At 34.1% G+C, this 22336-nt stretch carries 22 protein-coding genes and 1 pseudogene; 18 read left to right on the top strand and 5 right to left on the bottom strand.

All coding sequences use genetic code 11. The features are described from left to right. Positions 1–17: 17 nt before the first annotated feature. The 4 genes from CBP76_RS02865 to CBP76_RS02850 form a co-directional block, all read right to left on the bottom strand. Positions 18–962, bottom strand: a complete 945-nt coding sequence (locus tag CBP76_RS02865; RefSeq protein WP_102195422.1) for a hexose kinase — start codon at positions 960–962, stop codon at positions 18–20. A gap of 362 nt (positions 963–1324) precedes the next feature. Then, positions 1325–1837 carry a galactose-6-phosphate isomerase subunit LacB gene (lacB, locus tag CBP76_RS02860; protein ID WP_102195421.1) on the bottom strand — a complete coding sequence of 171 codons (513 nt, stop codon included), beginning with the start codon at positions 1835–1837 and terminating at the stop codon, positions 1325–1327. 17 nt (positions 1838–1854) lie between these two features. Continuing rightward, positions 1855–2289: a galactose-6-phosphate isomerase subunit LacA gene (gene lacA / locus CBP76_RS02855; RefSeq protein ID WP_102195420.1), complete on the bottom strand. Its 435-nt coding sequence runs from the start codon at positions 2287–2289 to the stop codon at positions 1855–1857. Between the two features lie 16 nt (positions 2290–2305). Further along, positions 2306–3067: a DeoR/GlpR family DNA-binding transcription regulator gene (locus CBP76_RS02850; protein WP_102195419.1), complete on the bottom strand. Its 762-nt coding sequence runs from the start codon at positions 3065–3067 to the stop codon at positions 2306–2308. Between the two features lie 268 nt (positions 3068–3335). On the opposite strand from CBP76_RS02850, the gene CBP76_RS02845 reads away from it, so the two are divergent. From CBP76_RS02845 to ppk1, 10 genes and pseudogenes are all read left to right on the top strand, one after another. After that, on the top strand, positions 3336–3848 hold the full coding sequence (locus CBP76_RS02845; RefSeq protein ID WP_102195418.1) for a PTS sugar transporter subunit IIA: 513 nt from the start codon (positions 3336–3338) through the stop codon (positions 3846–3848). Between the two features lie 15 nt (positions 3849–3863). After that, positions 3864–4169 (top strand): PTS sugar transporter subunit IIB, encoded by a 306-nt coding sequence (locus CBP76_RS02840; protein WP_102195417.1) that lies wholly within the window; start codon positions 3864–3866, stop codon positions 4167–4169. 31 nt (positions 4170–4200) lie between these two features. Then, entirely contained in the window at positions 4201–5619 is a 1419-nt protein-coding gene (locus CBP76_RS02835; protein WP_102195416.1) for a PTS galactitol transporter subunit IIC, read from the top strand. A gap of 299 nt (positions 5620–5918) precedes the next feature. Continuing rightward, positions 5919–7145, top strand: coding sequence for a PTS galactosamine transporter subunit IIB (agaB, locus tag CBP76_RS02830; protein WP_245865557.1), 1227 nt, complete (start codon positions 5919–5921; stop codon positions 7143–7145). 70 nt (positions 7146–7215) lie between these two features. Beyond that, entirely contained in the window at positions 7216–8025 is an 810-nt protein-coding gene (agaC, locus tag CBP76_RS02825) for a PTS galactosamine transporter subunit IIC (RefSeq protein ID WP_102195414.1), read from the top strand. After that, the gene (gene agaD, locus CBP76_RS02820) at positions 8015–8809 is read left to right on the top strand and encodes a PTS galactosamine transporter subunit IID (RefSeq protein ID WP_102195413.1); all 795 of its coding nucleotides are present in this window, start codon (positions 8015–8017) and stop codon (positions 8807–8809) included. Before agaC ends, agaD begins: the two co-directional genes overlap by 11 nt. Before the next feature lie 11 nt (positions 8810–8820). Continuing rightward, positions 8821–9249 carry a PTS sugar transporter subunit IIA gene (locus CBP76_RS02815; protein WP_102195412.1) on the top strand — a complete coding sequence of 143 codons (429 nt, stop codon included), beginning with the start codon at positions 8821–8823 and terminating at the stop codon, positions 9247–9249. A 56-nt stretch (positions 9250–9305) separates the two neighbouring features. Further along, positions 9306–9818: pseudogene (locus CBP76_RS02810) on the top strand (KDGP aldolase); the annotation flags it as partial. 740 nt (positions 9819–10558) lie between these two features. Further along, entirely contained in the window at positions 10559–11932 is a 1374-nt protein-coding gene (locus CBP76_RS02800; RefSeq protein ID WP_102195411.1) for a DUF2252 domain-containing protein, read from the top strand. An 8-nt stretch (positions 11933–11940) separates the two neighbouring features. After that, positions 11941–13944 (top strand): polyphosphate kinase 1, encoded by a 2004-nt coding sequence (gene ppk1, locus CBP76_RS02795; RefSeq protein WP_102195410.1) that lies wholly within the window; start codon positions 11941–11943, stop codon positions 13942–13944. A gap of 81 nt (positions 13945–14025) precedes the next feature. Here the strand turns inward: ppk1 and CBP76_RS02790 are convergent, their stop codons facing one another. Further along, complete coding sequence (locus tag CBP76_RS02790) at positions 14026–14931, bottom strand: proline-specific peptidase family protein (RefSeq protein ID WP_102195409.1); 906 nt, start codon at positions 14929–14931, stop codon at positions 14026–14028. Between the two features lie 188 nt (positions 14932–15119). Between CBP76_RS02790 and CBP76_RS02785 the strand changes: the two genes are divergently transcribed. From CBP76_RS02785 to CBP76_RS02750, 8 genes are all read left to right on the top strand, one after another. Further along, positions 15120–16397, top strand: coding sequence for an LPXTG cell wall anchor domain-containing protein (locus CBP76_RS02785; protein WP_102195408.1), 1278 nt, complete (start codon positions 15120–15122; stop codon positions 16395–16397). Between the two features lie 83 nt (positions 16398–16480). Next, positions 16481–17302 (top strand): helix-turn-helix domain-containing protein, encoded by an 822-nt coding sequence (locus CBP76_RS02780; RefSeq protein WP_102195407.1) that lies wholly within the window; start codon positions 16481–16483, stop codon positions 17300–17302. Between the two features lie 86 nt (positions 17303–17388). Next, on the top strand, positions 17389–18153 hold the full coding sequence (locus CBP76_RS02775) for a threonine/serine exporter family protein (protein ID WP_102195406.1): 765 nt from the start codon (positions 17389–17391) through the stop codon (positions 18151–18153). Between the two features lie 3 nt (positions 18154–18156). Beyond that, positions 18157–18630, top strand: coding sequence for a threonine/serine exporter family protein (locus CBP76_RS02770; RefSeq protein ID WP_342746068.1), 474 nt, complete (start codon positions 18157–18159; stop codon positions 18628–18630). Between the two features lie 203 nt (positions 18631–18833). Further along, a complete protein-coding gene (locus CBP76_RS02765) occupies positions 18834–20735 on the top strand; it encodes a heavy metal translocating P-type ATPase (protein ID WP_102195405.1) in 1902 nt (633 codons plus the stop codon). 60 nt (positions 20736–20795) lie between these two features. Next, positions 20796–21026 carry a heavy-metal-associated domain-containing protein gene (locus CBP76_RS02760; RefSeq protein WP_102195404.1) on the top strand — a complete coding sequence of 77 codons (231 nt, stop codon included), beginning with the start codon at positions 20796–20798 and terminating at the stop codon, positions 21024–21026. After that, a complete protein-coding gene (locus CBP76_RS02755; RefSeq protein ID WP_102195403.1) occupies positions 21026–21580 on the top strand; it encodes a ferritin-like domain-containing protein in 555 nt (184 codons plus the stop codon). Before CBP76_RS02760 ends, CBP76_RS02755 begins: the two co-directional genes overlap by 1 nt. Before the next feature lie 13 nt (positions 21581–21593). Continuing rightward, complete coding sequence (locus CBP76_RS02750) at positions 21594–22280, top strand: Crp/Fnr family transcriptional regulator (protein ID WP_102195402.1); 687 nt, start codon at positions 21594–21596, stop codon at positions 22278–22280. The last annotated feature ends 56 nt before the right edge of the window (positions 22281–22336 follow it).

Genomic DNA, 22336 nt, shown 5'->3' with positions numbered 1-22336 from the left:
GAATAATAAATTAAACATTAGTACTTAACTATGTCTACCTTTTCAAAATAATCTTTATATTGGCTAATGTCAATATTTCCAGTCTTTTCTTGTAAAGTATTCAAGATTCCAACTGTCATGGCTCTTTTCATAACATCTTCTGGACTTTCATTTTTAACCAAACCAGCGGCCAAACCAGCCACGGTAGAATCACCTGATCCAACAGGGTTAACGGCGTGAATTTTTGGTATGTTTACTTTGTAGAAGTTATTTTGGTATTTAACAAATGCGCCTTGTGAACCGAGTGATACTACAACCCAAGGAATACCCTTGAAGATATCCTCGGTTGCTAATTTTTCCTTCAAGTCGTTCAAATCACTGACTTCCTTGCCAATAAGTTGAGCAATTTCATCTTGATTAGGTTTGATCATAAATGGTTTAACATCACTTTCTAGAGCCAAACGTAATGCCTCATTAGAACTATCTAGAATAACGGGCACATCGTGTTTAGCAGCGACTTGAACCATTTTTGAATAAAGACCAGTTGAAAGTCCCTGTGGTAGACTTCCTGAAATAGTTACTAAACTGAAACCACCTACTTGATCGTTGAAGTGTTCTAGAAAACTTTCTTCATCGTCTTTTGAAAGGGTAGGACCAGCCTCAAGGATTTCGGTTTGATCGCCATTGTCATGCAAGATAGCGATACAGTTACGAGATTCCTGATTGATTTTCATAAAAGCATGATCAATATGGTTTTCATCAAGTTGATTAGTAATATATTGGCCGATTGTTCCGCCAATAATACCCGAAGCTGTTACTTGAGTATCTAATTGTTTTAGAACTCTTGTAACGTTCAATCCCTTACCACCAGCTGTCTTGGAAACATCTTTTACACGATTGACTGTATCAATTTGTAGATGTTCTAGTGGATAGGAGATATCAACTGACGGATTCATAGTGATCGTTAAAACTGAATTACTCATTGTGTGGACTCCTCTTTATAAGATTTCGAATGATCTGATTTAGGTCATTAAAAATGGGTTCTATGAAATAAGTCCTTCGAGTTAGTCCAGCTTCAAACACTAAAAACTAGGGTTTAGTGTTTGAAGCCGGGCTAACTTTTTTATTTCATATAGCCCGTGATGAGTTACACAATGGTAGCTCACATTTTAATTTATAATGTAAGCGCAAACTTTAGTTTACAGTAAAGCGCATACATTTGCAGTAAAAAAATATATTTTTTTGAATTTTTTGGATTTGGTAAAATCGATTTTTTTAAACAAATTACGAACAATAGCTTCCAGTGTTTTATTACACTTTGAAGTTAATCGCCGTTCTCGACTCTCTAATCGTGATAGAATCCTTCGTCCCATAGCTTCATTTCATGATCATAGAAGTGAGGGTTATCATGTTGTTCTGGGTTATCTGTTTCAACAGCTTCGATCTTCTTGATAAGATCATCGTCTTCACCCAAGTATTTAGAAGCAAGGAATGTCTTAACGATTTCTTCAGCTAGATGTTCACCAACAACGGCACCACCAAAACTGATAACATTAGCATTCAAATGTTCTTTAGCATATTTAGCTGTTGTTGTATCGGCAACCAAAGCAGCACGGATTCCTTCGTTCTTGTCAGCAGCAGTAGAAATACCAACACCAGTACCACAAAGAACAACACCGTAATCAGCTTTGCCATCACGAACAAGATCAGCTACACGTAAACCATAGATAGGGTAGTGTGTTCTAGTATTGTCATATGTACCAACATCAATAACCTTGTGGCCCATAGCCTTTAACATATCTGAAATTTGAATTTTAACATCTGTAACAATATGGTCGTTTCCTAATGCAATAATCATAAATTGATTCCCTCCTATTAATATAGCTTCTCAAGCATATCCAAACGGATTTGGTGACGTCCACCAGCGTAGTTAACACCTAAATATTCGTCAACGATTGATTCGGCACGTTTCTTACCAACGATTCCTGAACCAATGGCAATAGCTTTTGCACCATTGTGTTGTGTTGTCATATGGGCTGTATTTTCTTCAGTAACATTAGCAGTTACCATGCCATGGATCTTGTTACTTGCCATAGCTGAACCAGTACCATATTCATCAAACATAATTCCACGGTCTGTCTTGCCATCTAGAACTGCATGTGCAACAGCAGTTGATGAATCAACGAAGTCAGCAGCAGGTTCTTCTGAAAGATCAACGATTTCGTAATCTTTACCTTCGCTTTCAAGGTAATCCTTGATATAGTTTTTTAATTCAAATCCTGCTTTATCTGAAGCTAATGCGATTTTCATAAAAATAATCCCTCCATTAATTGGTAATAAGTCTTACATATTGTTGATAGTAATCTATAGTTTCTTTGGAAGCACTCTTGTTAGTAACCAGATAATCAACATCGTCTAAGCTATAGAAAGTATAGAAATCATTTCTGTTTAACTTATATTTATCTGCAACGATGTATTTTGTCTGAGAATTATTCAAAGCAACGTTTTGAATTCGACCTTCCTCGGTATTAGCAGTCATGATTTGAGAATTTTGAATTCCGTTTACACCGACGAAGGCTTTGTCGAATTTCAGTCCACTCACAGCGTTACTTGCTAAAGCACCAATCAGTGTTCCTGAGCGACTACGATAAATGCCACCAGCTAAGATCAATTCACAATTCAAATCTGAATTTTTAAAGCTTTCAAAGACAGGAATACTAATTGTCACGACCCTCAAGGAAGTTATGTTCTTAATGTTTTGAGCAATCAATTCAAGCGTTGTTCCTGGACCGATAAAGATAGTATCAAAATTATCAATTTCATTTGCTGCTAAATTAGCTATTTCTTGTTTTTCCTTAATATGAACCTCACGTTTTTCAACATGAGAGGCTTCTTCTAATGGTGAAACAGTAATTTTTTGTGCACCACCATGAATTCTTATCAATTTGCCAGATTCTGACAACTCTTCAAGATCTCTACGAATAGTCATATCGGAACATTGCAATAATGTAGTTAAATCATTAACAGTAACGATGTCGTTCTTATCTAATTCAGATAGTATCTTTAGAAAGCGTTCTTTCTTTAACAAAAGATCACCTCTTTTTGTTTACTATTGTTCGTTACAAACATAATTTAGCATCAGACTGTTCACTTGTCAATCACTTTTGAATAGTAATTATCAAATTGTTGTAAGCATTTACTTTATCTATTGATTACCTAAGCTAAGGAATCTTATTGATATATATGAAGAAAGAATTATATTATTATATATTTATAATTTATATTGACATAATTAATGTTAGCGTTTACTATTGTTCTTGTAAACAAAAACAAACAACAGGTAGGTGATGGGGTTAATGAGTGATTTAGCTACTGATCAACTATTTAACGAAAATGAAATTTATATTTCAAAGGCTTCAACTCAAGAAGAGGTTTTTCGTGAAATAGCGGACTCGTTATTAAAGAAAGATCTTGTGACTAAAGACTTCATTAATAATTTATTGGAACGTGAGGAAAACTATCCTACTGGAATTGATATGTCAGTCGTATCAACGAAGATACCAAATATAGCAATCCCACATACGGAAAGTGAATTCGTCAAAGCACGGATGATTGTTCCAATTAAGTTAGATAATGAAATTTCCTTCCATAATATGATTGATCCATCGAAGGAATTCAATGTGAAGTTTTTGTTCATGATCTTAAATAATGATCCTGAAGGCCAATCAAACATTTTGGCACAGATCATGGATTTCATGGCTCGTACATCAGAAAACGAGTTAATACCATTTTTCAAGAGTGATGATCCCAAGGAAATTTATTCTTTCTTGAGTCGTAAGTTCACTCAATATGCAAAGAGTAATGAATAAAGGAGAGTAAGAATTATGTTCAAAATTTTAGCTGCTTGTGGTGCCGGAGTTAACTCAAGTCACCAAATCAAAGATGCTTTGGAAACAGAAATGGGTAATCGTGGATATGATGTTCAAGCCGATGCCGTTATGGTTAAAGATATTACTGAGGATATGTTAGACAATTATGATCTATTTACACCAATCGCCGCTACAGACCTTGGATTCGAACCAAAGATCCCGGTTATTGATGCTGGTCCTATTCTATATAGAATGCCTGCTTTAGCTGCACCTGTTTATGATCAAGTTGAACAAGCTATCAAAGACAGTGGCAAAGCATAAAAAAACATATTAATCTGGGGGGAAACAGGATATGTCAGGAATAATTAGTTTCGCCAATGCGATCTTCAAACCTTTAATTGATCTTGGTGCTGCACCAATGATGTTAATCGTTTTGACGATCATTGCGTTGATTTTTAGAGTTAAATTCTCTAAAGCTTTGGAGGGTGGTATTAAATTAGCCATCGCTCTTACGGCTATTAGTGCCGTTATCGGTCTTTTAACAACAGCGTTCCAAGATGCTTTGAATGCGTTTGTTAAATCAACTGGTATTCAGTTATCAGTTACCGACTTAGGTTGGGCTCCATTGGCTACTATCACATGGGGTTCACCATATACATTATTCTTCTTGCTTGTTATGGTTATCGTTAATATTGTTATGATCGTTTTGAACAAGACAAATACATTGGATGTTGATATTTTTGATATTTGGCATCTAGCTTTCGTTGGTTTGCTAGCTATGTTCTTTGGCGCAAACTTACTAATTACAACAATTCTTGTCATTTTCATTGGTGTATTGAAGATTATCAATTCAGATTTGATGAAACCTACTTTTAATGATCTATTACATGCTCCAGCTTCAAACCCAATGACTACAACACATATGAACTACATGATGAACCCAATTATCATGGTTTTTGATAAGCTATTTGATGTTATCTTCCCATGGTTAGATAAATTCGATTTCGATGCTGCTGCATTGAACAAGAAGATTGGATTCTGGGGAAGTAAATTCGCCATTGGTATCTATCTAGGTATTTTTATTGGTTTACTTTCACATCAAGGTGTTAAGGAAATCTTTACACTATCATTTACAGCTGCTTTCTGTTTGGAACTATTCTCATTGATCGGTTCATGGTTTATCGCTGCTGTTGAACCATTATCACAAGGTATTACTGACTTTGCTAACAAGAGACTTAAAGGTCGTACAATGAATGTTGGACTTGACTGGCCATTTATCGCCGGACGTGCTGAAATCTGGGCTGCTGCTAACGTTCTAGCACCTATCATGCTTCTTGAAGCACTTGTACTACCTGGTAACAAGATTTTGCCTTTAGGTGGTATTATCGCCATGGGTGTTACACCAGCTTTGCTAGTTGTTACACGTGGTAAGATTATCCGTATGATCGTTATCGGTGCTATCGAATTACCATTGTTCCTATGGGCAGGTACATTATCAGCTCCTATGGTTACAGAAACTGCTAAGAAACTTGGCGCATTCCCTAAGGGTCTTGCATCAGGTACAATGATTTCTCACTCAACTATGGAAGGTCCTATTGAAAAGTTCCTAGCTTACTTAGTAGGTAACGCTTCAACTGGTCAAATTAAGTTTATTCTATATGCTGCATTAGCACTTGTTGCATACCTATTGATCTTTATCTGGTACGCACAACAAATGAAGAAGAGAAATAAAGTTTATGCTGACGAGGCTGCTGCAAAGGCTGCCAAATAGTATATTAATATTAAAAATCCTGAATTTTGAATTCGGGATTTTTTTTACTTCTTTTTAAAAAATTTACATTATATTATTAAATAGTGATCGTGGAATCAAATTGGTATATTTGAACATTATTATAAAAAGATACCAGTTAACATTTTCAACCATGTAATAAGTTCTGTGTATGGCTTTTGGAGAAAAACCATAAGGTTAATTTAATCGCTATTTAATTCATTAAATAATGTAAGCGTTGACATAAAACGGATGCAGGACTTATAATAAAACCATGGTTGTTATATCGATATAACAAGTTGGTGAGAATATTGAAAAAACAGCCATTCTGGCAATATGAACAAATAAGTGAAGAATTAATTCATGAGATTGAGACCGGTCAATTATCTATTGGTTCAAAGTTGCCATCGGAGAAAGAATTATGTGAAGAATATGGTGTTAGTCGGATTACAATTCGCAAGGCATTGGCGGATCTAGAGAAAAGTAAATATATAGAGAAGCGTCAAGGACAAGGAAGTTTTGTTAAATCACAGGATCCAATAAATCTTGGAATCAGTTATGTTGATACTCCAAGTCTGCAACTAAAACGTTATGGACATGATGTAAGGATTCTGTTGAACACTTTTCAAATATTAGCTTATGGTGAAGAACCTGATATAAGAAATATTATGAATCTATCTGAATCGGATTATATTTATAAAATAGAACAAGTTTATGTATCGGATAAACAACCTTTAATTAAGAGATTAACGTATCTATCGTTTAAAGATTTTCCGTTGATAATGGCTAATGAAATTGAAAATCGAGAATTAATGCCAATGTTGATTCATAAATATAATTTAGATCCCAATTTCTTACAACATGATATTGATACCAGTGTGGATGATAGTCCTTCCAAATCATTGGTGATTCCCAATTATGCTCGTAGAAATACATATGTAGAAACAACTACTAAGGGTATGAATGATGAAGGAGTAGTTAATTATATAAGCACTGCAGTTGCTCCATCTGCATCAAGAATATTCTTTTTGGAAAATGAGGAGGAAAATGATATGTCAGAACCACATATTTTACTTACAAGAATTGATAATAGGTTAGTTCATGGACAAGTTGGTGTTACATGGACAAAGACTTTGGGGGCTAATTTGATCTTGGTGGCTAATGATGTTGCCGCTGAAGATGTCTTACAACAAAAACTAATGAAGAGTACTGCAGATTCATCAGGTGCACAGATTAGATTCTTTACATTGAAAAAGACAATCGACATCATTAGTAAAGCTGCCGATCGTCAAAAGATATTTATTGTAGTTAAGACTCCAGCAGATGCAGCTGCCTTGGTAGAGGGTGGAGTACCCATTAAAGAAGTTAATGTTGGTAATATGCACTTTGCCCCTGGAAAAGAAGAAGTAACAAAAAAAGTATATGTTGACGAACAAGATAAGACTGATCTTATGAAATTGGTAAACGCTGGTGTCAATGTATATATCCAAGATGTTCCTGGAGACCATAAGACACAAATTGATTTTTAATGATTGATATTGTATAGAAATATTTACCTAAAGAATCAAATGATTATTTAATTATTGAGGGGGAAACAATATGTCTATTACATTAGCCCAAGGGTTAGGTTTAGCAATATTTGCAGTATTGGCTGGATTAGACTCATGGCTTGAAGTATTTTATATCTTTAGACCAATTATTAGTTGTACAATTGCAGGACTAATTTTAGGTGATTTAAGATTAGGTGTTATTGCAGGTGGATTAACAGAATTAGCTTTTGCAGGTTTAACACCGGCTGGTGGGACTCAGCCACCTAATCCAGCGGTCTGCGGGATTATGACAGTGGTTATAGCACATACAACGAATGTTGCTCCAGCTACCGCAATTGGTCTATCATTACCATTCGCTATGTTAATGCAATATATTTTATTAATGTTTTATTCAATATTTTCTGTATTCATGCCTGTTATGGACAAGGCAGCTAAGGAAGCTGATACTAAAAAGTTTTCTTCAGTCCCATTTTTAATCATGGGTATTGTAAGTATTGCGTTCTTCGTTGTAATTTTCTTATCATCATATGCTGCACAAGCACCTATGGCAGCACTTGTAAAAGCAATGCCAGCATGGTTGATCCATGGATTTGAATTGGCTGGTGGGGCTCTACCTGCTGTTGGTTTTGCTATGTTACTTAAGGTATTGTTACGTGTAGAATATGTTCCTTATTTACTTTTAGGTTTCGTTGTTGCTTGCTTTATTAATTTCTCAAATGTATTACCAGCAGCCGTTATTGGTATTGTTTTTGCAATGATCGAGTTCTTCCGTGATAAGAAGAACAAGAAGCTTCAAGAACAAATTGATGAGATGAAAGAAGCTGGAATAAGTGGTGGAGGTGAAGAAGATGGCATCTAGTACACAAGACACTGATAAAAAATTGACCAAGCATGACATAACAATGCTAGGATTACGTTCGGCATTCTTGCAGTCGGCTTTCTCATATGAACGTATGCAAGCTGGTGGTTGGGCATGGTCCCAGGTACCAACATGGAAGAAAATATTTGGCAGTGACAAAAAAGCCCTGTCAGAGGCCATGCAGGATAACATGGAATTTATCAATACTTCACCACCACTTGTTTCGATATTAATGGGACTATTAACTAGTTTGGAAGAAAAACGTGTTGATAGACAAACAATTCGTGGTTTGAAGAACGGTTTATTTGGTCCAATGGCAGGAATAGGTGATGCTATTTATTGGTTCACGTTGATGCCAATCGTTGGCGGAATATCTGCATCATTTGCATCAAAGGGCAATATCCTTGGACCTATTATTTTCTTCATAGTGTACATAGGAATCTTCTTATGTAGAATTCCTTTTGCACATCTGGGATATAACTTAGGTGTTAAAGCCATTGATGTTATTCAAGATAATTCCGAGATCATTGCTAGAGTTGCAACGATTATGGGTCTTACAGTAATTGGAGCGCTGATTAGTTCTTACGTTTCTCTTTCACTAAAAGTAAAAATTGGTACAGTTTCACTACAGAAAGATTTCTTAGATAAAGTCTTTCCAAATATTTTGCCATTAGCATTTACTTTCTTCTTATACTGGTTGCTTAAGAAAAAGGTATCTCCAATTGTATTAATTGGTGTAGTGTTTGTACTATGTATTTTATGTTCTTTCTTAGGAATTATGTAGGGGGATAGAAAATGCCACAATATAAGACTATTGTTACTGGACATGGCAAGTTTGCAACAGGGTTTGAAGGTGCTGTAAAATTACTAGCCGGTAAACAATTAAATATGAAATTTATTAACTTTGAAGATGGTATGAGTGAAGTGGATCTTCGTGAAGAGTATTTGAAAGCTATAGGTAATGAACCAGTTCTATTCTTCACAGATCTTATTGGTGGTACTCCTTATAAAGAGGCAGCCAAGATTGCTTATAAGTCTGAAAATGTTTTGGTAGTTGCAGGTTGTAATTTAGCCTCTTTGCTTGAAACCACTTTCAATAGTTATGATAATTTGAAGGATTATGCTAATGATCTGGTTTCGGTTACAAAGAATAGTACAGAATTGTTTGAGATGAATGATTCTGAAAAAGTTGATGATTCTGAAGATTTTGAAGATGGAATCTAATTATTGAATTTTAAAAAGCTCTCAATTGAAGACCAATGTTTAAATGGTCTCTGAAGCAGAGCCAAATGGTTAGTCGTGTATCTAAAGTATTAAAACCTCAACACGTTAACCAGGTATTTACAGGAGTTGCTACATCGCGTGCATTGTTAGGTGAAGATGAGACCGTCATTAATGGACTAATATCACCAACAGGAAAGGTGGGTTTGGTAAATATTGCAACGGGTCCATTGAGTAGTCAACAACCAGATGCTGAGGTTCCCATTGAAACAGCTATTGCATTATTAAAGGACATGGGTGGAACAGCGGTTAAATTTTTCCCAATGAAAGGTTTGAAACATAAAGATGAATATAAGGCAGTTGCAGAAGCATGTGCTAAGTATGACTTCAATCTTGAGCCAACTGGTGGAATTGATTTAGATAATTTTGAAGAGATTTTACAGATTGCCGTTGATGCTGGCGTTAAAAAGATTATCCCTCATGTATATAGCTCAATTATTGGAGATGACGGATTAACAAGACCGGAAGATGTAAAGAAGTTATATGAAATCGTTAAAAAGGTTTTGGATTAAATTATAAAAAACTAGTTTAGATAAAGTGCTTCATAATTGTTAGACAAAAAATCTGACAGTTATGAAGTATTTTTTATATGGTTAAATATAGTTCAAAACTAAAAGTAGAAATTGTCAGTGAATACCTTCAGGGAGGAATTAGTATTAATTACTTCTCAAAGAAACATAAATTACCTCAATGACAAGTCAGTTTCTGGATTCAAGAATGACGTTTAAGCGGACCTTCTCAGTTGATTTAAACGTAGATGTAATAAACTCATGATGAAACCTTAGTTGAAGTATCTGCAAGATTTGATATTAATTTGTGTCAAATCAGTCTTTGAAAAACAGCTTTTAATAAATATGGTATAAAAGTCTTGAAGACTCATCCAAAAGGCAGGAAACCAAAAGTGAAACATGATAAAAAGAAATTACGCCAATTATTAGTGGATAAAAATGAATTAGATTAACTTCGTGAGGAATTAGCAAAGAAAAATTAAGAATTATATGGTACAAAATTGGAGAGTGATATTTAAAAAAATCACTGACCCTGTTCGGAACTTCAAATGACTTGGAATGTAAATGATACATTACAATAGAACTCAGAGATGGGTTCTTTTTTATTTCCCAATATAAAAGTAAAAATGTTAGACATACTTAATAAATATATTTTTCTATAGCAAACTATAATGTAGAAAATAGTAAAAGCCAATAATTATCTAAGTCAGCTATTGTATAATAAATTTGAGGAGATGACCTTAATGAGCAGAACACCATATACATATCAAGATACTGATGCTTTTAAGAGCACCGAGCAATTAATTATTAGAGGACGATTTTTCGCTACTACAGTTTCTGATCAGTTTGATCAATTTGAACCTAAGAAGCGTAATGTACATAAAATATTAAATATAAAGAATAAACTGTTAGTTCCAGAACTCTTAGCGGTTAAGTATGAGCGAATGTCAAAATCGCTTTTTGCTTTTTTTAGAGGGACTGTCGATGTGATGCATTATGATATGTCGCATTCTGAAAATAGTGGTATCAAAGTTCTGGTTGGTGGGGATGCTCATTTAGGAAACTTTGGTTTTTATGGTTCATCAGAAGGTCAGCTTTTGTTTGATATGAATGACTTTGATGAAGCCCACTTGGGTCATTGGGAATATGACTTAAAACGTCTTTTGGTTAGTGCTTTAATTGTGGCACGTCAACATGGATTTGTTGAAAGTGATGTTCAAGAATTTTTATTAACGGTTGTTGATACATATTTTGATACTTTAAGACATATGACCAAAATTTCTGAAATGAAGCGATTTATTTTACCTAATACACTCCAAAATATCACTGAAATATTTGGTAAATTAAAAGATGATGAAGAATACTTTCAAGAATCGTTTAATAATATGATTGCCAAGAGTATTAAGAAGGCTCAAAAAAGTAATTCCAAATTAGTTATTGAAAAATATACTGACGTAGATGATGCTGGTCAACGCCGGTTTGTTGAGAATAAGCCAGTTACACAGCATATTAGTGAAAAAGATTATAAGAGTATGGCTAATGGTTATGAAAAATACAAAAAGGGTCAACGAAGCGATGTAAGGCTGTTTTTGGAAGACTTTAACATCATAGATATCGTTCGTCATAGTGTAGGTGTTGGTAGTGTAGGAACACTATGCTATTTAATACTTTTACGTGACCTGGATAATAACTATTTAGTATTGCAGGCTAAGCAGGCTCTACCAATTTATGCTGATGCCAAGTTGTACTCTGATGGAGAAATTAGTCAGGGACAAAATATTGTTAATAGTCAATTGATCTTACAAAGTGCTTCAGATCCGTTCTTGGGTGCATTCGACACTAAGAAATATAGTTTTTATATGCGTCAATTTAAAGATATGAAATCATCAATTAATTTAGACAAACTAGATTTTGCCTCTTTCGAAGATTACGTTAAAGTTTGTGTCATTTTACTTGCCAGAGCTCATTCACATTCTCCAAACTATCCATTGATTATCGGATTTGGCGCGGAATATGCAGATATTGCTAATTCATTAATGAATTTTACAAATAGTTATGTAAAACAAGTGGAGTACGATTACGAATCATTTAAAAAGGAACAAAGGGACGAAGGTTAAATAATTATATGAAGGATAAATATTATAATAGGGATTTAAGCTGGATTTTATTTGATAGACGGGTTATTGACTTGGCGTATGATCCAAACATTCCATTACTCGAGAAAATGCGATTCTTAGCTATTGCTTCTAATAATTTAGATGAATTTTTCCGTGTCAGAATGCATAATATTCATACTTTAGTTAAAGAAAACAAGTCAGAAACCAGAACTGGATTCTCTGGTAAAAAAATTCTGGATTTGGCCTATGAATTCAATACTGAGAACATTAAAAAACAATATACGGCTTATGAGGCTGCTATTAAAGAAGCCAAAAAAAGAAAATTATTTAGTTTGATGAAATATAGAGATCTTTCTGATTCTGAAAAGAAAACAGTAAAAAAATTTTATACGAAGAAAGTCGTTCCACGTTTAGATATGCAGAGGTTTTCGAAGGAGTATAAATTTCGAAAAAATCTTTACTTTTTGATGGAAACACCAAAGTATGTCTATACTTGTCAAATCCCTGAAGATTTAGGTCGCTTAGTGGCAACTGGTGTCGATAATCATTATATTTTGATTGAAGATGTAATGCGTCATGCTGCTAAAGATTTAGTTAGAAAATATAAAATATCTAAAATTTTTGTTTTCCGTGTAACTTATGATAAAAATAAACCCTATGACTTCTTAGATAAAAAGATGCCTAATGAAAAATATCTGAATACAATGATTCATTATGTAGATACAAGAGATCTGCGTGAGGTCATGCGAGTAGAATTTTCTGGTAATGATGAATCTAAAGGAAGAGATTACTTTGCTAAATTATTAAATATTACTAAGAAGAGTGTTTATAAGATACCAGGACCAGTAGATCTAAAGTTCTTGAATAATTTTTATAAACTTTATAAAGATCATAGTGATGTAGTTTTTCCTCCAGTAGACGCCTTAAAATGGAATTCTAATAAAAATATTTTAAGACATTTGGATAATTCATCATTATTAGTTCAGTATCCATACGATTCGTTCAGTGTCTTTATTGACTATTTAGAAGCTGCTGTTCATGACCCTAAGACTACTAAAATTTTCATTACGATTTACCGAACTGAAGACAATTCAGATTTACTACGATTGCTTCAAGAAGCATCTGCTAAGGGAATTGATGTCACGGCTATTGTTGAATTACGGGCTCGGTTTGATGAGGTTCATAATATTGATGTTGCCAAGGTGCTTCAATCTGCTGGAGTAAATGTATTATATGGGGACAAGGTTAATAAGGTCCATTCTAAGATTTGTTTAGCTTTACATGCTGATAATACAGGTTATGTCCAAATCGGAACTGGAAATTATAATGCAATTACTGCACACTTTTTCTCTGATATAAGTTTCTTTACTAGCAATCAAATGTATATAGATGATGCAATTAAATTTTTTGATCATTTAGTTAATCAAGCCAAAGTTCAATACCAGTTATTCGCTACGTCGCCAAATGGTATTAATGATATGATATTGAGAAATATTAAAAAGGCCGTGGTCGCTTATAAACGTGATGGTCAAGGTGAAGTCTTTATGAAAGTTAATGGTTTGACTGATATTGATATTATCAATGCCATCTACGATGCTGCCAAAGTTGGATTACCATTCAGACTCTTAGTTAGGGGAGCATGTTCTCTGAAATTGGGTGTTTGTGGTCCTAAAGAAGATATTCGAATTAAAAGTATTGTTGGGGAAATGTTGGAACATAGTCGAATATTTAAATTCCAATATGGTACCGAAAGAACAGATGTGTGGATATCTTCAGCTGATATGATGACTCGGAATCTAGAACGTCGTGTAGAATTGGCCGTTCCGATTATTGAAGAAAAACCCAAACGCCAATTATTGAAAATCATCAAGATGTATAGTAAAGATACTGAAAATTCATACCGGATGAATAATGAAGGCGATTATGAAAAGATGAGTGAGGAACATGGTATTTCTGCACAACAGACTTGGATTAGCCGACTTAAGTGGAGAAAATATATTAATACTAAGTAAAAAAAGAAGTAGAAACCTATGTGAAAACAAGGATTTCTACTTCTTTTTTTGTTTGAATTTAGTTTAATTCCACTAATAATTCTAATCGTTAAAGTTACCACTTTCAACATCTTTGATGAATGTTTCAAGATGATCGAAATAAACTGGAGCATTATCAATCATATGGTGATGTCCACCATTTGGTGTTGTAACTAGACGTGCATGAGGAATTTCCTTTTGCATGATCTTAGCTGTTTCAATAGGCATAGTTTCATGTTCACCAAAAGTCAATAATGTAGGAACCGTTATTTCCTTGAGGTGTTTTCTGAAGTGCCAATCTTTCAATTTACCAGTAATAACGAATTCATTATCACCTTGGAATGTATTGTAAACAGGAACAGCAGTTGTATCAACCAAATGTCTGATGGCTGTTGGTTGTTTACGATCAACATATTCAGCATTTAAAATGTCAACGTAACTTTGATATGTAGGATCTGAAAGATTATTTTCAGCTTCTATTTTTTCCATATATTTAACTTTGTCAGGGCCTAAAGCGTCCATACGACATTTATTGATATTAATCACATAGTCATCAATTTCATCAACCATACTTGAAATGATTGCACCTTTAAGATGTTGACCATATTTAGCAGCGTACATTTGAACTAGAGCGCCACCCCATGATTGACCGATAAGATAGAAGTTGTCGAGTCCAAGTTTTTGTCTGACCTCTTCAACCTCTTCCAAGAAATAGTCATAGGTAAGATATTTTTTAGCGATTTCGGGGTCGCTATAATCGGGTTGGTCAGAATACCATGAACCTAATTGGTCATAAAATGTTACTTGAACACCTAGATCGGCTAATTTGTCGCCAAAGTTTTCCCAATATTCATGATTTCCACCGGGGCCACCATGTAGGCAAAGCAATTTAATGTCACCATGGCCGGCTGTATGAGTCCATAAATGATAACCATTATCCAAAGTAAGGATTGTTGTTCCTTGTTTCATAAAAAATTCACCTTCCTGCAAGTAATAAGTATAAGTATATATCTAATTCTTAGTTTATTTCAAATATTCTATAATATTGTACTAATAATTCTAATCAAAAGTTTATTTTATTAATGGATAAAAATAGCGTAATATTTAAGTGTTTAAAATAATTATGATAAAATTGGTATATGTTAAAGAGGGGCGATATGATGAAGAAATTTTTGATCAGTCTATTGTCTGTGGGGATGCTCTTGGGAATATTTGGCTCAATTGGTGTAAATACTAATTCGCCTAATAAAATGGAAAAAACTGTTCAAGCAGATACAACAAACAATAGTCGAACAATTAATTATGAGGTTTATAAGGAGAACTCTAATTCACTTTCACCGATGAATACTTTATTTACTAAAAGTGCTTCAGTGACAGATAATGATGATGGAACTTATAAAGTGACATTGGTAGCGAGAGTTTCTGGAGTTAGTGGTTTAGATGTTTCTACAATCGATGGTCAGACTCCAAAGGTGGTAAATGAGGGGAATAATCGTGTTGATATTAGTTTCACGATAAGTGACTTGAATAGCCTTAATAAAGACATACCTGCAACGGTTCAGACTAAATTATTAAATCTAAACGTTGATAAGCAAAATGTTACTTTTAAATTCGATATGAGTTCAATGAATAGTCAAGGGGATAACTCATTTACAGATAGTCTAAACAAAATTACTGAGACTGAGAATAATATTACTAATGGCATTAATAATGCTAAAAGTATTATTAGCGATTTGAGTTCTAACTCAGATAGCAATAATGATATTATTGAAACTCCAAGTGATAATACAACAACTACAACGAAAGATTCAGATAATAATACAAATGATCCCAAAACAGTATTGAAGGAGTTAACTTATAAGGTTGCTAAAAATAATGGTGATGGATCATTAATCTCACCATACTTTACTAATACTGCAAAGGTTATGCAAAATCCTGATGGTACGTATTATGTTGAGGTAACTATCAAGTATCCAAAGAAGTTTGGTACAAATGCGTTTGAGATTAATTCAATTAATAATCAAAAACCATTTAATATTAGTTTTAAGAGTGAGGGAGATAGCAATTATATAACTTTTGATTTCCCTATTAATAAGATTACAGATTTAAGTGATTTGATCCCTGGAAATATTACTTTGAATGTGCCTGATTTTGGATTAAATAAGGATTTAGGATTTAATCTAGACTTTGATGGTTTGAATTCATCTGATTTATCTAATCTGATGAATAATACTGATATATCGGGCTTATTATCAGATTTGAGTAGTTTGAGTAATATCAGTAACATCAAACCAGTTACAAAAAATGATACAAATAAAGATACTGGAACCTTGCCACAGACAGGGAACCAGGCTAATAATATTCTGTTAATTATTAGTGGAGTGGTCCTCATTTTGTTTGTTATTTTGTTGAAGGGTACATATTTAAAACATTAGTTAATAAAAATGATGGTAAATCCGTGTGAGTGGATTTATCATTTTTATTAGGAAGAGCAAAATAATATGTAGGGGATGAAAAATTGCTATTAGGATATGTTATACACGATAAAAGACGCAGTTTGAATTTAACACAGAAAGATTTAGCTAAGAATTTATGTAATCAAAACACTATTAGTAAGCTTGAAAAACATAATGATACTCCTCAGATAAATGTTTTAGTCAAGATTTGTAAACGATTGGATCTGACGTTAAACCAAATTTTTAGTGATTTTTCCGATGATTATCAAAAAGAAAAAGTTAGTGTATTAGATGATATTGAAAAAAATATCCTTGTTGGCAATCTATCCGATTCTAACAAATTAATTGAAAAAGATATTAGAGAAGAGGACAAGGCTCAGTTTCATCTGATTGAAGCAATTTTAGATTTGAAATCAGATAAATTAGAAGATGCATTGTTTAATCTTGATAAGGTCAACTTAGAAACAAAAATGGATGTTAATAATATATATGATGCTTTGGCATTTTTGGTCAAAGGCTTGGTATATCTTGAAAAAAATAATAATGATGTGTCGAATCATTATTTTGAAACAGTTTATAATATTGTAAAAAATTATCATGATTTCTCAAAGGCTAAGGGTTTTGAAGTTCTTTATTTGTATAAAGAACTAGGCTCAGCATTTGCTAAGTTAGGGAGAAACGAATTGTCAGCAATTGCCGTTCATCTTGGGATAGAAATTGCCAGAAAAACCGAGGAATCGTACTTCTTAGATGAATTTTATCGAACATTGGCAATGATTAATTTTAATAGTGAAAGCTATTATACTTACAAAAATATTGCTTATTATACTGCTTTGGCCTTACAGCACGATAAAATAGCTAATGAAATTAAAAGTTGGGGTTGATCTCAACTTTTTTATTTACTTCTTTTATTTGAAAAAATGTGGTAATAATTATCTATTAATAAAAATATATACTGGAGGAAACCGGTATGGGGACTATCAGTGAACGTGATATTGTTACTCTTTGTGGTCAGGTAGGTACGATACTGTTAGAAAACGGGGCTGAAACGGCACGAGTGGAGAATACAGTTGAATATATCGGACGAACTATCGATTTACCGGTTGTCTGTCATGCGACGATGACTGGTATTTTTGTTAGCTCAGAAAAAAGTGCAGCAACTAGAATTTTTAAAGTTCGAGTGGGTGATTTCAATTTACAAAAAGTGGACGAAATCAACACTCTTTCAAGACAATTCTCAAGACATGAGATTACTTATGATAAATTAAAAAAAGAAGTCCAAAAAGTTGATACTGAAACTCCTGATTTCTCCTGGGTTATCAAATGTATTGGAGCAGGTTTGGTTTCAATGCCACCAATGCTATTATTTAAAGCTACTTGGAAAGATTTGTTTCTAGGATTTTTTGTGGGTATTTTGGGATATGTTGTTAGTCAGTATGTGGGTCGCCATACGACTACAGCTTATATACCAGTAGCGATGGGGAGTTTAGTACTCAGTACTGTGGCGCACATTTTGGGAGTTACAAATATAGCTAATGATGCTAACTATATAATTATTAGTGCACTGATGCCTTTGGTTCCAGGTGTGCCGATGACTAACTCGTTAAGAGAAATCATTGAAAGAAATACTATTTCAGGAGCTGTGCGTGCAATTGATGCAATTATGTCTGGTATTTCTATCGGTGGCGGTGTAATCATTGGTCAAATTTTAGTTAAAACGGTATTTGGAGGCTAAATTATGATGGATATTGTTTATGGATTTATCTTTGGCTTCCTTTCAAGTGTTGGATTTGGAATCATTACTAATAATCCCCGACGAACATTGATACCTTCAGGTTTTGTAGGGGCTATCGCTTGGATAGTCTATATTGTGGTTGGTTGGTATAATCATGGCTTGGTTATGCCAAACTTAATGGGATCAATTGTAATTGGTATACTAGGTAATTTATGTGCAATTTTATTTAGGTCACCAGTTAATATTTTCTATGTACCATGTTTAGTATCGTTGGTCCCAGGAGCAATTTTATATGATAGTATGAAGAATTTTGCTTTGGGTAAAGATAGTTTAGCGGCCTACGGTTTTATTAAGGCTCTAACAGTTGGAATGTCATTAGCAGTTGGTTTTATTATTGCTGAAGTAATTGCTAACAAGATTTTCCCACCAGTAAAACGTTATATGTCGCAAAGAGAGAATAGAAAAAAGAATGATTAGATAAGATATATACAAATAAAGCTATATTGACTGAATTGAGTATAAGTCGATATAGCTTATTTTTTGTATCTGTAATTCTAAATGGAAACAATATTCCATCATAAATTTAATTAACCTTTTTCTTTAAACTTGATTAGTATCAAGTTTTTAATTGCTTTCTCCCTTTAGAATATGTCTTGTAAGTTAAGAGAGAGGTAAGTAAGATGACAAAATTAAACGTATGGATTTCAAAACATCAAAATAAAATCACTGCTTTAATCGCAATCTTTATTGCATTGAGTTTGGTTTCAAGTTTCTTATTAAAGTTAGAAATGGTCGCAACGATTTTTATGATAGTTGCCAGTATCTTGGGAGCTATTCCAGTTGCTTTACATGCTATTAGTGCTTTGCAAAATAAAGTTATCAGTATTGAATTATTGGTAACTATTGCAGTTATTGGTGCTTTCATTATTGGAGAATATGAAGAGTCTGCAGTCGTTACTTTCTTATTTCTCTTTGGAAATTATCTAGAACAAAAAACTTTGGAAAAGACGCGTTCTTCAGTTAAAAGTTTGACTAAAATGGCTCCAACCACAGCCGAATTGGTCAATGATAATGGACAAACTGAAACGGTTGATGTTGATGATCTGGACGAGGGGGATCATGTTCTAGTTAAACCAGGTGGTCAAATTCCAGTCGATGGAAAGATTATCAGTGGAACAGGCTATATGAATGAGGCTTCAATTACTGGTGAATCGACACCGGTTAAAAAGGATGTTGGCGATAAGGTTTTTGCTGGATCTTTAACAGATAACGGAACCATTACGGTTGAAACCACTTCAGTTGGTGAAGATACTACTTTTGGTAAAATCATTGAATTAGTTGAAGAGGCTCAAGATAGCCAATCGCCCGCCGCTCGCTTTATTGACAAGTTTGCTACATATTACACACCTGCTGTATTAATTATTGGAATCTTAGTTTGGATTTTCACACGTAATTTCCCATTAGCAATTACGGTTCTTGTTCTAGGATGTCCTGGTGCTTTAGTTATTGGTGCTCCAGTCTCAAATGTTGCCGGGATTGGTAACGGGGCTAAGAATGGTATTTTGATGAAAGGTGGGAATGCCGTAAATAGTTTTTCGAAGGTTGATACTTTAGTACTTGATAAGACTGGTACTCTAACGACTGGAAAAATGAGTGTCACTGATATTGATAATTTTGGTACCGATAAGGATGAAATGCTTGGTTTGCTTTCAGCCGTTGAAAAGACCTCAGACCATCCTTTGGGACAGGCAATTGTTAAATATATCAGCAATCTAGGTATTAAGAAAACTCCTGAACTACCAGAATTTGATACTATTAAAGGTCAAGGTTTAGTTGGACAAACTGATCAATTTAGGATTCTTGTCGGCAATGAACGTTTGATGAAAGAAAATAATGTCAAGATCTCCGGTGAACAAAGAGAATCTATCAACAAACGCATGAACGATGGTGATTCTGTGGTACTTATGGCTATAAATAAAGAATTACGTTTGGTAGCTGGTGTTAACGATCAATTGAGACCTGATGCAAGGGAAGGTCTACAGGCTCTAAAAGATGCCGGCTTGAAACGAGTTGTTATGTTAACTGGTGACAATAGATTGGCTGCTCAACGTGTGGCTGAAAGATTGCCTGTTGATGAAGTACACGCTGAATTATTGCCAGAAGATAAAGTTGAATTTGTTAAGAAGTTCCAAGAACGAGGTAGTATCGTGGCCTTTGTTGGAGATGGTATCAATGATAGTCCTTCTCTTGCCACAGCTGATATTGGTATTGGTATGGGAACCGGAACAGATGTGGCTATTGAGACATCAGATATTATTCTAGTTAAATCAAGTTTTGATGCCTTAGCACATGCGTACGTATTGGCAAAAAAGACTGTAGCTAATACAAAAGAAAATATCGTTATTGCAGTCGGCACGGTAGCCTTACTATTACTTGGTTTGATCGTTGGAGTTATTCATATGGGTAGTGGAATGTTCGTTCATGAATTAAGTATTTTAGTAGTTATTTTCAATGCAATGAGATTAATTAAAAATAAATCTCAAAAACTTGATACAGATCAAGTTCTTAAAACGGCTAACTGATTAAGATAGTATTTGTAAGTTAGTAGAACAAACGGTTTAAGAAATATGGAGGAATCGATTATGGCAAAAGTAATTTTACAATTAGGTGAATTAACATGCCCATCATGTATGACAAAAATTCAAAAAGCTGTTGAAAATCAAGACGGTGTTTCAAATGTTAAGGTTCTCTTCAATGCTGGTAAAGTAAGAGCAGATTTTGATGAAAGCAAAACATCCGCTGATAAGTTAGCTGAAGTAATAACTGATTTGGGATATGAAGTGTTAAAAGTGAAAGTTAGGGAGATGGCATAATGACTGAATTGACAATTGATGAAAAATTTGAGGCTGAGCAAAAACAAGCCGATGCAGATCACCATAAGCCAACCGCAGGAGCAATGACAGGACATATAGTTTCTAACCATTTCTTGTTGAATGTTAAATTGCACCAACTAAAATGGTTTATCAAGGGACCAAATGCTGAGAATTATAAAGCGGTTCTAAATCAAACTATTACTGAAAATAGTGCATGGTATGATAAAGTAGCTGATGAATTACTAGACGAGGGTGAATTGCCACCATCAACCGTAAAAGAGTATTCAGACTATGCAATGATCGATGAAGATGGTAAGAACAAATACTTGAATTCAGAAGAAATGATTCAAACAATCGTTGATGATTTTGCTACTGATAATATGTTTGTTACTCGTGCTATTAAGTTGGCCGAAAATGAAGATCGTCCATTCATGGCTCAAGTACTAGTTCAGTTATTAGGTTTCAATAACCATCAAATTAGAATTTATCAAGCTTTGCTTGGCAAGTCTGCTAAAGAAGGTTTTGAAGATGACGATGATGAAGATTTTGATTAAGAGGTAATAATTAATGGGAAAATTGGCGCATGACCATACCGCAGAGGATTGTGTAGAGTTAGTAACGATATTTCAAAATTTGTCAGCAATTGATAAGAAGACCGTAGCTACTTTGGTAACGCATCATCATTATAAGAGTGGTGAATATCTCTTTTCAGCAGGAGATGCTGCTGATTCATTGATAATTGTGGCTCATGGTCAGGCAAAAGTTTTCCAAATGTCTGCTAGTGGCAAGGAGCAGATGTTACGGATATTGCAAACAGGGGACTTTGATGGAGAGGCAGCTTTGTTCTCAAATTCAGAACATAATAGTTATGCTCAAGCTCTAATGGATACAGCGGTCTGTCAGATATCGAGAACAGATTTCCAAAAATTGTTGCAGATGACTCCTGAATTAGCAGTTAATATGGTCAATGCTTTGGGACGCCGAGTTGGTCAGTTAGAGCAGCAGACTACAGAAGCAACGACTGCCAGTGTTGAAAGCCGTTTAGCAAATTATTTATTGGAAACTAGTGCCGGTTTAGATGAAGAGGTATTTACTTTACCTTTGAAGAAGAAGGATATCGCCACTTATCTAGGAACTACTCCTGAAACGATCAGTCGTAAATTAACTGCTTTAACTAAGCAAGGTATGATCGAAAAGATTAGTAATAATGAATTTAAAATTTTAGATGCTGATCGATTGATGCTGATTGATTAATTTGGAATTTAAAAATATAGCTTTTCTAACTAGAAAAAACTAGTAATCATATTTCG

The organism is Companilactobacillus nuruki (assembly GCF_002872255.1).
GTDB classification, from domain to species: Bacteria; Bacillota; Bacilli; order Lactobacillales; family Lactobacillaceae; genus Companilactobacillus; species Companilactobacillus nuruki.
Note: the sequence above shows the minus strand (reverse complement) of the source record. Positions and strands in the feature narration are given on the sequence as shown.